12 protein-coding genes and 1 pseudogene are annotated in these 11,367 nt (G+C 65.0%); 7 read left to right on the top strand and 6 right to left on the bottom strand.

The genetic code is table 11. From position 1 onward, the window contains the following. The 4 genes and pseudogenes from ACGVKB_RS03390 to ACGVKB_RS03375 form a co-directional block, all read left to right on the top strand. Nucleotides 1-446 (top strand): annotated as a pseudogene (locus ACGVKB_RS03390) (nicotinate-nucleotide diphosphorylase (carboxylating)); the annotation flags it as partial. A gap of 43 nt (nucleotides 447-489) precedes the next feature. After that, complete coding sequence (argS, locus tag ACGVKB_RS03385; protein ID WP_392349871.1) at nucleotides 490-2,262, top strand: arginine--tRNA ligase; 1,773 nt, start codon at nucleotides 490-492, stop codon at nucleotides 2,260-2,262. Further along, nucleotides 2,259-3,386, top strand: a complete 1,128-nt coding sequence (locus ACGVKB_RS03380) for a pyridoxal phosphate-dependent aminotransferase (RefSeq protein WP_392349870.1) — start codon at nucleotides 2,259-2,261, stop codon at nucleotides 3,384-3,386. The genes argS and ACGVKB_RS03380 overlap by 4 nt, the downstream gene beginning before the upstream one ends. After that, nucleotides 3,386-4,372 carry an asparaginase gene (locus ACGVKB_RS03375; RefSeq protein WP_392349869.1) on the top strand — a complete coding sequence of 329 codons (987 nt, stop codon included), beginning with the start codon at nucleotides 3,386-3,388 and terminating at the stop codon, nucleotides 4,370-4,372. The genes ACGVKB_RS03380 and ACGVKB_RS03375 overlap by 1 nt, the downstream gene beginning before the upstream one ends. Here the strand turns inward: ACGVKB_RS03375 and ACGVKB_RS03370 are convergent. The 6 genes from ACGVKB_RS03370 to prfB form a co-directional block, all read right to left on the bottom strand. Then, on the bottom strand, nucleotides 4,353-5,075 hold the full coding sequence (locus tag ACGVKB_RS03370) for an MBL fold metallo-hydrolase (protein ID WP_392349868.1): 723 nt from the start codon (nucleotides 5,073-5,075) through the stop codon (nucleotides 4,353-4,355). The two genes, ACGVKB_RS03375 and ACGVKB_RS03370, sit on opposite strands and share 20 nt — an antisense overlap. Nucleotides 5,076-5,109: 34 nt before the next feature. Continuing rightward, nucleotides 5,110-5,703 carry an anthranilate synthase component II gene (locus ACGVKB_RS03365; RefSeq protein ID WP_392349867.1) on the bottom strand — a complete coding sequence of 198 codons (594 nt, stop codon included), beginning with the start codon at nucleotides 5,701-5,703 and terminating at the stop codon, nucleotides 5,110-5,112. Nucleotides 5,704-5,734: 31 nt separating this feature from the next. Next, nucleotides 5,735-6,148, bottom strand: coding sequence for a diacylglycerol kinase family protein (locus tag ACGVKB_RS03360; protein ID WP_392349872.1), 414 nt, complete (start codon nucleotides 6,146-6,148; stop codon nucleotides 5,735-5,737). A 46-nt stretch (nucleotides 6,149-6,194) separates the two neighbouring features. Further along, nucleotides 6,195-6,761, bottom strand: coding sequence for an rRNA maturation RNase YbeY (ybeY, locus tag ACGVKB_RS03355; RefSeq protein ID WP_392349866.1), 567 nt, complete (start codon nucleotides 6,759-6,761; stop codon nucleotides 6,195-6,197). Beyond that, nucleotides 6,761-6,955 (bottom strand): DUF3285 domain-containing protein, encoded by a 195-nt coding sequence (locus ACGVKB_RS03350; protein ID WP_392349865.1) that lies wholly within the window; start codon nucleotides 6,953-6,955, stop codon nucleotides 6,761-6,763. Before ACGVKB_RS03350 ends, ybeY begins: the two co-directional genes overlap by 1 nt. Before the next feature lie 6 nt (nucleotides 6,956-6,961). Beyond that, a protein-coding gene (gene prfB, locus ACGVKB_RS03345; protein WP_392349864.1) for a peptide chain release factor 2 occupies nucleotides 6,962-8,090 on the bottom strand; the annotation gives its coding sequence in 2 pieces (ribosomal slippage) (nucleotides 6,962-8,014 and nucleotides 8,016-8,090; 1,128 coding nt in all). Nucleotides 8,091-8,167: 77 nt separating this feature from the next. On the opposite strand from prfB, the gene grxC reads away from it, so the two are divergent. The 3 genes from grxC to ACGVKB_RS03330 all read left to right on the top strand — a co-directional run. Then, a complete protein-coding gene (gene grxC, locus ACGVKB_RS03340) occupies nucleotides 8,168-8,425 on the top strand; it encodes a glutaredoxin 3 (RefSeq protein WP_392349863.1) in 258 nt (85 codons plus the stop codon). Nucleotides 8,426-8,428: 3 nt separating this feature from the next. Further along, complete coding sequence (gene gshB, locus ACGVKB_RS03335) at nucleotides 8,429-9,352, top strand: glutathione synthase (protein WP_392349862.1); 924 nt, start codon at nucleotides 8,429-8,431, stop codon at nucleotides 9,350-9,352. Between the two features lie 75 nt (nucleotides 9,353-9,427). Then, a partial coding sequence (locus ACGVKB_RS03330) for a S9 family peptidase (RefSeq protein WP_392349861.1) occupies nucleotides 9,428-11,367 on the top strand: 1,940 nt, incomplete at its 3' end.

Here is an 11,367-nt window from a genome sequence, read left to right as displayed (position 1 = left end):
AGACCACCCCTGGGCTTCGCCTGCTGGAGAAATACGCGGTGCGCTGCGGCGGCGGCACCAACCACCGCATGGGGCTGGATGACGCGGCCATGCTCAAGGAGAACCACATCGCCTGGGCGGGGGGCATCACGGCGGCCATCGCGGCCGTGCGCGCGCAGGCCCCTTGGCCCGCGGCCGTGATTGTGGAAGCCGAGACCGAAGCCCAGGCGCTGGAGGCGGTGCAGGCGGGCGCCAATGGGGTGCTGCTGGATGAATTCAGCCCCGAGCAGCTCATGCAGCTGGTGCCGCGTCTGCGGGACTGCAGCGACCGTGGGGTGGTGCTGGAGGCCTCCGGCATTCAGCCCGAGCAGTTGCAGGCCTACGCCGCCACCGGCATCGATCTGATCTCCACCAGCGCGCCGGTCACCCGCAGCCGCTGGTTGGACCTGAGCATGCGTTTCACCTGAAGAGGGATGATCAGAGCCGGTTTCCTCCGGCCACGCACTGCCCATGCTCAGCCTGTCCCAGTCCCTGGATGCCCAGCTGCGGGCGGCGATGCAACGGGCGTTCCCTGAGGCCGATGCGGTGCTGGATCCCCAGCTGGCCCCCGCCAGCAAGCCGGAATTCGGCGACTTCCAGGCCAACGGTGCGCTGCCCCTGGCCAAACCGTTGAAGCAGGCGCCACGGCAGATCGCCACGGCGATTGTGGAGCAGCTGCAGGCCGATCCCGCCTTCACAGATCTGTGCCTGGAGCCCCAGATCGCTGGTCCCGGCTTCATCAACCTCACGATCCGCCCCGAGCGTCTGGCGGCTGAAATCCAGAGCCGCCTGCAGGATCCCCGGCTCGGGGTCCCCGCTGTGGAGTCCTCCACCCCGGTGGTGGTGGATTTTTCCAGCCCCAACATCGCCAAGGAGATGCACGTGGGGCACCTGCGCTCCACGATCATTGGCGACTCGCTGGCGCGGGTGCTGGAGTTCCGCGGCCATCCGGTGCTGCGGCTGAACCATGTGGGCGACTGGGGCACCCAGTTCGGGATGCTGATCACCCATCTCAAGCAGGTGGCGCCCGAAGCCCTGGAGACCGCCGATGCCGTGGATCTCGGGGACCTGGTGGCGTTCTACCGCGAAGCCAAGAAGCGCTTCGATGACGACGAGGCGTTCCAGACCACGTCCCGCGATGAGGTCGTGAAGCTGCAAGGGGGTGACCCGGTGTCGCTCAAGGCGTGGGGCCTGCTCTGTGACCAATCGCGGCGGGAGTTCCAGAAGATCTACGACCGGCTCGACATCCGCCTGAGCGAGCGGGGCGAGTCGTTCTACAACCCGTTCCTACCGGCGGTCCTGGAGGGGCTGGCGGCGGCTGATCTGCTGGTGACCGATGACGGGGCCCGGTGTGTGTTCCTCGAGGGGGTGACCGGCAAGGACGGCAACCCCCTGCCGGTGATCGTGCGTAAGAGCGACGGTGGCTTCAATTACGCCACCACCGACCTGGCGGCGATCCGCTACCGCTTTGGTGCAGCTCCGGATGGCGATGGCGCCCGCCGGGTCATCTACGTGACCGATGCCGGCCAGGCCAATCATTTCGCCGGGGTGTTCCAGGTGGCTGAACGGGCCGGCTGGATCCCGGACGGCGCTCGCCTCGAGCACGTGCCCTTCGGGTTGGTGCAGGGGGAGGACGGCAAGAAGCTCAAGACCCGCGCCGGCGACACCGTGCGCTTGCGGGATCTGCTGGATGAAGCGGTCGAGCGGGCCGAGACCGATCTGCGCTCCCGCCTGAAGGAGGAGGAGCGCAGCGAATCCGACGACTTCATTAACCACGTGGCCGGCACCGTTGGCCTGGCGGCGGTGAAATACGCCGACCTCAGCCAGAACCGGATCACCAATTACCAGTTCTCCTTCGACCGGATGCTGGCGTTGCAGGGCAACACGGCGCCCTATCTGCTCTATGCCGTCGTGCGCATCGCCGGCATCGCCCGTAAGGGGGGTGATCTGGATGGTTCCACGGCCCAGCTTCAGTTCACGGAGCCCCAGGAATGGGCCCTGGTGCGGGAGCTGCTGAAGTTCGATGCCGTGATCGCTGAGGTGGAGGAGGAGCTGCTGCCCAACCGGTTGTGCAGCTATTTGTTCGAGCCCAGCCAGGTGTTCAACCGCTTCTACGACCAGGTGCCGGTGCTCAAGGCCGATCCTGAAGCCCTGGCATCCCGCCTCGCCCTCTGCCGTTTGACGGCTGACACCCTCAGACTGGGTCTCGGACTGCTGGGCATCGCCACCCTGGACCGCATGTGAGCGACACCATCCAACCGTTCACACCAAATGGTGCTCCGGCCGCTCGCGCTGCCGTGGAGCAGCTCAAGGCCTACAGCGCGCCGCTGGAGGGCCGCCGCCAGATGCTGCGGCTGGATTTCAACGAAAACACGATTGGCCCCAGCCCCCTGGTGGCCCAGGCGCTGCGCCACTTCAGCAGCGAAGAGATCGCCGTGTATCCGGAGTACGACGGCCTGCGGGAGGCCTTGCTCCAGAACCTGCTGGAAAGCGGCTGCCGGCCGGGATTGACGCCTGCTCAGGTGGGCCTGTTCAACGGCGTGGATGCCGCCATCCATGCGGTGTTTCAGGCCTATGGCGATGCCGGTGAGACGTTGCTGACCACAGCGCCCACCTTTGGGTACTACAGCCCCTGCGCCGGGATGCAGGGCATGACGATCGAGGCGATTCCCTACCAAGGGGAGACGTTCGACTTCCCCCTCGCTGCCATTCAGGAGGCGTTGGCGGCCCGCTCGCCCCGGTTGCTGCTGATCTGCAACCCCAACAATCCCACCGGCACGCGCTTGCCAGCGGATCAGGTGATCGCTTTGGCGGCCTCAGCCCCGGGCACCTTGGTGGTGGTGGATGAGCTCTACGAGGCCTTCACCGGAGACAGCGTGCTGCCAAGCGCTGATTTCACGGCCACACCCAACCTGCTGGTGTTCCGGTCCCTGGCCAAGACGGCCGGTTTGGCGGGTCTGCGCATCGGCTTTGCCATCGGCCACGCCGATGTGGTCGACCGGGTCAGCCGCGTCACGGGGCCCTACGACGTCAACAGTGTGGCCGTGGCCGCGGCATTTGCTGCGTTGGCCGATCAGTCGTATGTGGACGCTTACGTGGCCGAGGTGCTGCGGGCCCGCGACTGGACCCTGCAGGCGCTGCGGGACGCGGGCGTGCGCCACCACTGCGATGGCGGGAACTACCTGCTGATCTGGCCCCAGCGCCCGGTGGCGGAGGTGGATGCGGCGTTGCGGGAAGCAGGAATCCTGGTGCGCTCGATGGCGGGCAAGCCCCTGATTGATGGCTGTTTCAGGGTGAGCATCGGCACCACCAGCCAGATGCAGCGCTTCATGGAGGCGTACCGACGCATCGACGGACTCGCAGCCTGATGCGCGTTCTGCTGCTTTGCACCGGTGGCACGATCGCCGGCCGCGGCGGGGACAGCACCGATCTCAATGCCTATACCGCTGGTGCCCTGCCAGGAACAGCGTTGGTGGAGGCGGTGCCGGAGCTCAACAGCCTGGCCGAGATCACAGTTGAGCAGGTCGCGAATGTCGACAGCGCCGATCTGCTGTTCAGCCATTGGCAGCAGCTGCATCAGCGGCTGCGTACCGCCCTGGCGGATCCCGATCGCTTCGATGCAGTGGTGATCACCCATGGCACCAACACACTGGAGGAAACCGCCTGGTTGCTGCAGCTGTTGATCGATGATCCCCGGCCGGTGGTGCTGGTGGGGGCGATGCGCCCGGCCACGGCCCTCAGTGCCGATGGTCCGCTCAACCTGTTTCAAGCGGTGCAAACGGCGGTGAGCCCTGCGGCGATCGGCCATGGCGTGCTGGTGGTGATGGATGGTGAGATCCATGGCGCGCGGGCGGTGACGAAGGCCGCCACCCAGGGGGTGGCCGCCTTCAGCAGTCGGGATGGGGCTTCCCTGGGCTGGGTCGATGACGCGGGGGTGCATCTGCCGAAACCCGGTTCTTCCGCAGGGTCGGCCGCCTTTGCATCCTTAACGTCGCTTGGGCCCTGGCCTCAGGTTGCGATCCTGCACGGCTGCGTGGAACCACCGGCGCAGTTGATCCCTCTGCTCCTGCAGTCCGGCGTCACCGGGCTGGTGTTCACCGGCACCGGGGCTGGGCAATTGTCGGTGGTGGAGCGCCAGGCCCTGGAGGCCTGGCCGGGGGCCATGCCGCTGATGCTGCGGGCCAATCGCTGCGGGGCTGGACCCGTGCACCGCTGTGAGAGCCACGCCCGCCTGGGCTTGCTGCCCGCGGGAACCCTCAGTCCCCAGAAGGCGAGGGTGGTGCTGCTGTTGGCTTTGATGGACGGTTGGGACCGCATCCGGCTGGGCGCTTGGCTCAGCGCAGCACCTCGATGACGGTGCCATCCCCCAGCTGAGCTGGGAGGCTGATGCTGCGTCCGCCGTTGCGCACGGTGGTGCCTCGCATGGCATCGAGGAACGGTTGCAGGCCCTCTTGATCGCAGTTCTCCGGTGCGCCACCACTCACGTACTGCACCGGGATCACCCGGCGTGGGTTGAGTGCTTCCACCACCGCGGCAGCTTCCGCACCGTCGTAGATCTTGCTGCCACCGCCCACACCGATGATCAGCACATCCGGGCGCCCCAGCAGCACCTTGTCCTCACCGGAGAGCGGTCCGGCGGTGGCGCCGAGGTGGGCAAAATTGAGTCCACCCTGTTGCCAGCGCCAGAGGGTGGCCTGACCGAAGCGGCGACCGCCGATGCGGTCATGGGGACTGGCGAACCCTTCCAGGGTGAGGCCACCGATCCGGTAGGAGCCCGGCTGCACCAGAAAGCGGCCGCCGGCAATGCCCCGGGCCCCTTCATCGGCGAGTTCTGAGTTGGCCAGCACCACCCCGGCATTCACCCGTGGTTCGTTCAAGCCCGTGGCGCAGCCCACGGCTTTGTAAGGGTTGAGCAGCACGGATTGGCCACCGCCTTGGATCAGCAGGGCGCGTTGGCCATAGCTGCTGATGGTCACTCCCGTGGCAGCCAGGCTGGCCGTGGGGACGCTCAGGGCCAGGCCGGCTGCAGCGGTCAGCAAGCGTTGCAGGACGGTCATGGCGCAGGGACGGGACGCCTGGACGCTAACAGCGTTATCCCTCGGCTTCCCGCAGGAAATTGGCCAACAGTTGATGGCCGGATTCGGTCAAGACACTTTCGGGGTGGAATTGCACCCCCTGCAGGTGGTTGTACTGCCTGTGCCGCAGGCCCATGATCGTGCCGTCCTCGAGCCAGGCGGTGATCTCCAGGCAGTCCGGAAGACTGTCGCGGTCAGCGATCAGGGAGTGATAACGGGTGGCGGTCAGAGGTTGGGGCAGGCCGCTGAACACGCCTTCACCGCCATGCAGCACCGGGGAGGTTTTGCCGTGCATCTGCTCATGGGCGCGCACCACGGTTCCGCCGTACACCTGGGCCAGAGCCTGATGTCCGAGGCAGACGCCGAGGGTGGGCACCGTTGGGGAGAGTTGCTTCAGCACCTCCAGGCACACCCCCGATTGATCGGGATCCCCCGGGCCAGGGGAGAGCAGGATGGCGTCGGGCTGCAGCGCACGGATCTGTTCCAGGCTCAGCTCGTCATTGCGATGCACGCGCAGATCCGCGGCCAGAGGATGGTGCGGGGCCAGCTCCCCGAAGTACTGCACCAGGTTGAAGGTGAAGCTGTCGTAGTTATCGATGACCAGCAGCATCGGTGTTGGTGCGGTGTCGGATGGTGCGGAGTCAGATCCCCAGCTGAACGAGCAGGGGTGGCAGGAGCAGGAAGGCGGCAATCATCAGCGCGCTGATGGCAGCAACGAGAACCGCCGCTGCCGCACAGTCCTTGGCGATACGGGCCAAGGGGTGGAAGCGTCGCCCGATGGCGAGGTCCACCACGGCTTCGATGGCCGTGTTCAGCAGTTCCAGAACCAGGACAGCTGCCACCGTAAGCATCAGCACCGACAGACGGATCAGATCGAGCTGCAGCCAGGTCGCCAGACCAAAGACCACAGCACCGGTGATCACATGGATCCGGAAGTTGCGCTGACTGATGAAGGCGTAGCCCAGCCCTTGGGCGGCGTAGCGGAAGCTCGCCGGTAGGTCGCCGGCAATGCGCCAGCTGCCGCGTCGAACCGCTCGACTGCCTCCCGATGGCATGGCGGTGAACTCCTCGGTGGATTGTTCGGCGGTCTGGATCGAACTGTCAGTGGGCATCGCTGTTGACCTGGCTGACCACCGGGTGGGGCTCCCGGGTCCAAATGTTATGGCTGATGGCAAGCAGAAGCTCTTGTTGGCGCAACATCACTGACAGGGCACCGTCATCGGGGTGATCCCATCCCAGCAAATGGAGCAGGCCGTGGCTCAAGAGCCAGCGCAGCTCATCCAACAGGCTGTGGCCATGCTCAGCCGCTTGGCGGCGGGCCGTGTCGATCGAAATGATGATGTCGCCCAGTTCGAGGCTGGGTTGGGCGAGATCATCGGGGAGGTCGTCCAGGGCTGCGAAGGACAGAACATCGGTGGGGCCGTTGCGCTGACGCCAGGTCTGGTTGAGTTCGGCGATGGCCGCGTCGTCGCAAAATCGCAAGCCAAGGCTCAGTTCATCGGCCTGGCGCACGGCCTCCGGGCAATCGAGATGGGGATCGTTGCGGATGGCGTCGAGCCAGCTGTGCAATTCAGCGTCCCAACGGGACGGCCCCGGCAGTTCCGGAATCCCCTCGGTGGGGCCCGGATCCAGCGCGAGATCGATCAGCAGCGGCGCCAGTTCCGGCATCACGAAGGCAGGGTCGGCCGGCCCAGCCAGGCGACCAGAACGATGAAGCCGAGAAATCCGGCTGCGGTGAGCCCGAAGTGAAACAGGCTCTTGCTGCCTTTGCGCACCATGTTGCGCATCGCCTGTTTGACGAAGCTCGGTGGCGGGCTGCTGGGTGGGCTGCTGACTGGGTTGGTCTCGGGGTCGGGGCTCATCGCTGCTCAGCTGTCGGCATCGGCGCCGGGGCGGTCGACACCCTGGCGAAGGGAGGCATCGATGAAGGGGTCGAGCGACCCATCCATCACGGCTTGCACATCGTTGGTCTCTTCCTGGGTGCGCAGGTCTTTGACCATTTGATACGGATGGAAGACGTAGTTGCGGATCTGGTTCCCCCAGGCCGCCTCCACGATGTCGCCGCGGATATCGGCGATTTCCGCCGCCCGCTGTTCCTGGGCGATCACCAACAGCTTGGCCATCAGCAACGCCATCGCCTTTTCCTTGTTCTGCAGCTGCGAGCGTTCCTGGGTGCAGCGCACGAACAGGCCGGTGGGGATGTGCAGGATCCGCACAGCGGTTTCCACCTTGTTCACGTTCTGACCGCCAGCTCCACCCGAACGACTGGTGGTGATCTCGAGATCCTTTTCAGGGATGTCGAGCTTGACGTCTTCCTCGATCTTGGGCATCACCTCCACACCGGCAAAGCTGGTCTGGCGCTTGTCGTTGGCGTTGAACGGTGAAATCCGCACCAGGCGGTGAGTGCCTTTCTCGTTGCGCAGGTAGCCGTAGGCATAGCGCCCTTCGATCTCGATCGTGGCGCTCTTGATCCCCGCTTCCTCCCCTTCGGAGAGTTCGTCGACGGTCACGCGCATGCCGTGGTCTTCCGCCCAGCGGGTGTACATCCGCAGCAGCATCTGCGCCCAGTCCTGGGCATCGGTGCCACCGGCACCGGCGTTGATGCTGAGAACAGCCCCCTCTTTGTCGTACTCACCGCTGAGCAGTCGCTCCAGCTCCCAGCGGTCCAGGGCCAGGCGCAGCTGGTTCAGCCCGTCCTGGGCTTCCTGGAGGAGCTCTTCATCCGGCTCCATTTCATAGAGCTCTTGGGTGGCCTTGGCGTCCTCGACGGCTCCCCGCCAGTCGGCGAGTTGCTGCAGCTGTGCTTTCACCTCATCGAGGCGACGCATCTGCTTCTGAGCGTTCTGCTGGTCGTCCCAGAAGCCGGGCTGTGCGGCGAGCTGCTCGAGATCCTGTTGGCGTGCTTTTAATGCAGGAACGTCAAAGACAGTCCTGGGCATTGCCCAGGCGGTCAGTGAGCTCGGAGAGGTCGCGCTTGAAGTCGGTGAGATCCAGCAAGGACTCGGGCCTGATTGGTTTCCGACGCTATCAGCGCAGTCGCTGCATAGAGTCCGCTTTGACGTGTTGTCCCCGCCATGGCCAAGGTTGAGATCTACACCTGGCAGACCTGCCCGTTCTGCGTGCGGGCCAAGGCACTGTTGGATCGCAAAGGTGTCAGCTACACCGAGCACAGCGTCGACGGCGATGAGCCGGGCCGTGATGCCATGGCTGAGCGTGGCAATGGACGACGCAGTGTCCCTCAGATCTTCATCGACGATCACCACGTCGGCGGCTGCGATGAACTGCATGCCCTCGACCGTGCCGGGAAGCTCGATCCCCTTCTCAACGCTTGAGCCATGCGCCAGCTGTTTGTTCTGGATCCGCTGCAGCAGATCAACCCTGCGAAAGACTCCTCCGCGGCCTTGATGCAGGCGGCGCAGCGAGCAGGTGATGAGATCTGGGCCTGCACCCCCAGCGATCTGATTGCCCGAGGCGACGAACCGTTGGCGATGGCCGTGCCCGTAACGGCCGACCCCTGGATTGGGATCGGTGCCTGTGAACGGCAGTCGCTCACGGGCTTTGACGTGATCTGGATGCGCAAGGATCCACCCGTCGATGAGGCGTATCTGTATGCCACCCATCTGTTGGAGGTGGCCGAACGGGCTGGCGTTCGTGTGCTGAACCGGCCGAGTGCGTTGCGCTCCTGGAACGAAAAGCTCGGGGCCCTGCGTTTCAGCCGCTGGATGGCCCCCACCCTTGTGGCCGGTCGGGTGTCAGAGCTCACCAGTTTTGCCCAGGAGCAGGGTGAGGTGGTGCTCAAACCCTTGGGGGGTCGTGCCGGTCTGGGTGTGATCCGTGTACAGGCCCAGGCTCCGGGCTTGAAGGCTCTCTTGGAACTGGTGACCGAGCAGGAACGGCTGCCGGTGATGGCCCAGGCGTTTCTCCCGGCGGTGAGCGACGGTGACAAGCGGATTTTGCTGGTGGATGGGGAGCCGCTTGGTGCTGTCAACCGACGTCCGTCCGCCGGAGAGTTCCGCAGCAACCTGGCGGTGGGGGGTCAGGCGGAAGCGACGGAGCTCACCGACCGTGAACATCAGATTTGTGCGGCGTTGACGCCTGCATTGCGTGCGGAGGGCTTGTTCTTTGTCGGCATTGACGTCATTGGCGGCATGCTCAGTGAGATCAATGTCACCAGCCCCACCGGTGTTCGGGAAGTGGAACGGCTGATGCAGCAGCCCCTGGCGGACCAAACGATCGAGCGGCTCCACAGCGCCTTCTGAGTTTCGTCATCACAATGCGTTGATGGCCGGGGGAAACCGATGCAGCGCTGTTGTGGTGTGCTGAGTCGTCTGATCTTGTCGGGACTCCTGCTGACAACGCCGCTTCAGGCGTCCCATGCGATTGCGGCAGAGCCCCCACCGTTGATCCCCAGGGATGTGCTGTTTGGCAACCCCGAGATCAGTGGCCTGGATCTGAGCCCAGATGGCACCCGCCTGGTCTATCTGGCTCCTTTTAAAGGTGTGCTCAACCTCTGGGTGCGGGATCTCGACGGCCAGCGACCTCCGCGGCTGCTGACGCAGTCGACCTCCCGGCCACAGCGTTCGGCCAGCTGGACCCATGACAGCCGCTATTTGATCTCCTCCCGTGATGGCGATGGGGATGAAAACACGGTGCTGGTTCGCATCGATCCCACAACTGGCGCCATGGTGGATCTCACTCCGCCCCGTGGGGTGTTGGCCACATTGGAGGCGACCGACCGGGATGTGCCCGACGAGCTCGTGGTGGGCTTAAACGACCGCGATCCCCGTTACCACGATCTCTACGTGCTCACGATCAGCACGGGCCAACGGCGGTTGCTGGCGAAGGTGGAGGACGGCCGTCCCTTGGCCGTGAAGCGGATGGATGGTGTCTGGCATCCCTACCTACGGATGGAACTGCTGAAGGAGGGGGGGGTTCGCTATCAGCTGCGCCTTCCGGAGGATCCCGATTGGCGACCGTTTCTGCGTTTTGGTTTTGATGATGCCGCTGGTTCGATGCCCCTGGGCTTCACCCGTGATGATTCCTGGTTGTATGGCCGCCTGACCACCAACGCCGATCTGCCCAGGATCGTGCGCTGGAGCCGTGAGCAGTTGCGTCAGTGCGGCACAGACTGCCCGCCGGAACTCGTGCATCAAGCCAGCAGTGGTGCCGTGGGCTTTGCGTTGTCAGATCCGGAACGGGGGATCCCGCAGGTGCTGGTGGAAACCGATCTCCGCAGCCAACGGGTGGTGCTTGATCCTGCGGTGAAGGGGGATCTCACCACCCTGCAAGGTCTGGTCGGGGAGCGCGAGTTCGCCGTGATCGATCGCGACCGTCAGGACAGGATCTGGCTGCTTTTGGTCAGTGCTTCCGATCGAGCACCTGAGTACTGGTTGTGGGACCGCAGTCAACAGCGGTCGCGCAAGCTTGTTTCGGTGCAGCCGCGGCTCGAGCGTTACGACCTGGCGCCGATGGAGAGTCTTGATCTGAAGGCCCGTGATGGCCGGCGTCTGCCGGCTTATCTCACCCGCACACCTCTGGCCTCTTCGGGGCCTCAACCGTTGGTGCTGCTGGTGCACGGAGGCCCCCAGGCTCGTGATTACTGGGGCTACGACCCACAGCACCAACAGCTCGCGAATCGCGGTTACCACGTGATGAGCGTGAATTACCGCGGTTCCACCGGGTTTGGGAAAGCCCACCAGTTGGCTGGGGAAGGGGAGTGGTACGGCCGGATGCAGGACGATCTGGTCGATGCGGTGAATTGGGCCGTGGATCAGGGCATCGCCGATCCCAAGCGCTTGGCGATCATGGGCGCCTCCTATGGCGGATATGCGGCGCTGTCCGGGCTTACCCGTGATCCCGAGCTGTTTGCCGCCGCCGTGGCGGAGGTGGGGCCGTCCAATCTGCGCACATTGTTGGCTGGTTTACCGCCGTACTGGGCGATCGGCCGGCCGGTGTTTGAGCGGATGATCGGGGTTGGATCGGTCGATTTGGATGCGATCTCTCCGATTAATCACGTGGATCGGATTCAGCGGCCTCTGCTGCTCGGCCACGGCGCCAACGACCCACGGGTGAAGCTCAAGGAGAGTGAAACCATCGCGGAGGCGATGGCAGCCCGAGATCTGCCGGTGGATTTTGTCGTCTTCCCCGATGAGGGCCATGGCCTCGCCAATCCCCGCAATGCGCTGGCCATGACGGCCTTGGTGGAGGCCTTCTTCGCCACGCACCTGGGGGGCCGCGCCGAGCCGTTCGGCGATGACCTCAAGCGGTCATCGCT

This window comes from Parasynechococcus sp., assembly GCF_042954325.1.
Classification (GTDB): Bacteria; Cyanobacteriota; Cyanobacteriia; order PCC-6307; family Cyanobiaceae; genus Parasynechococcus.
This window is presented reverse-complemented; position numbering and strand designations above follow the sequence as displayed.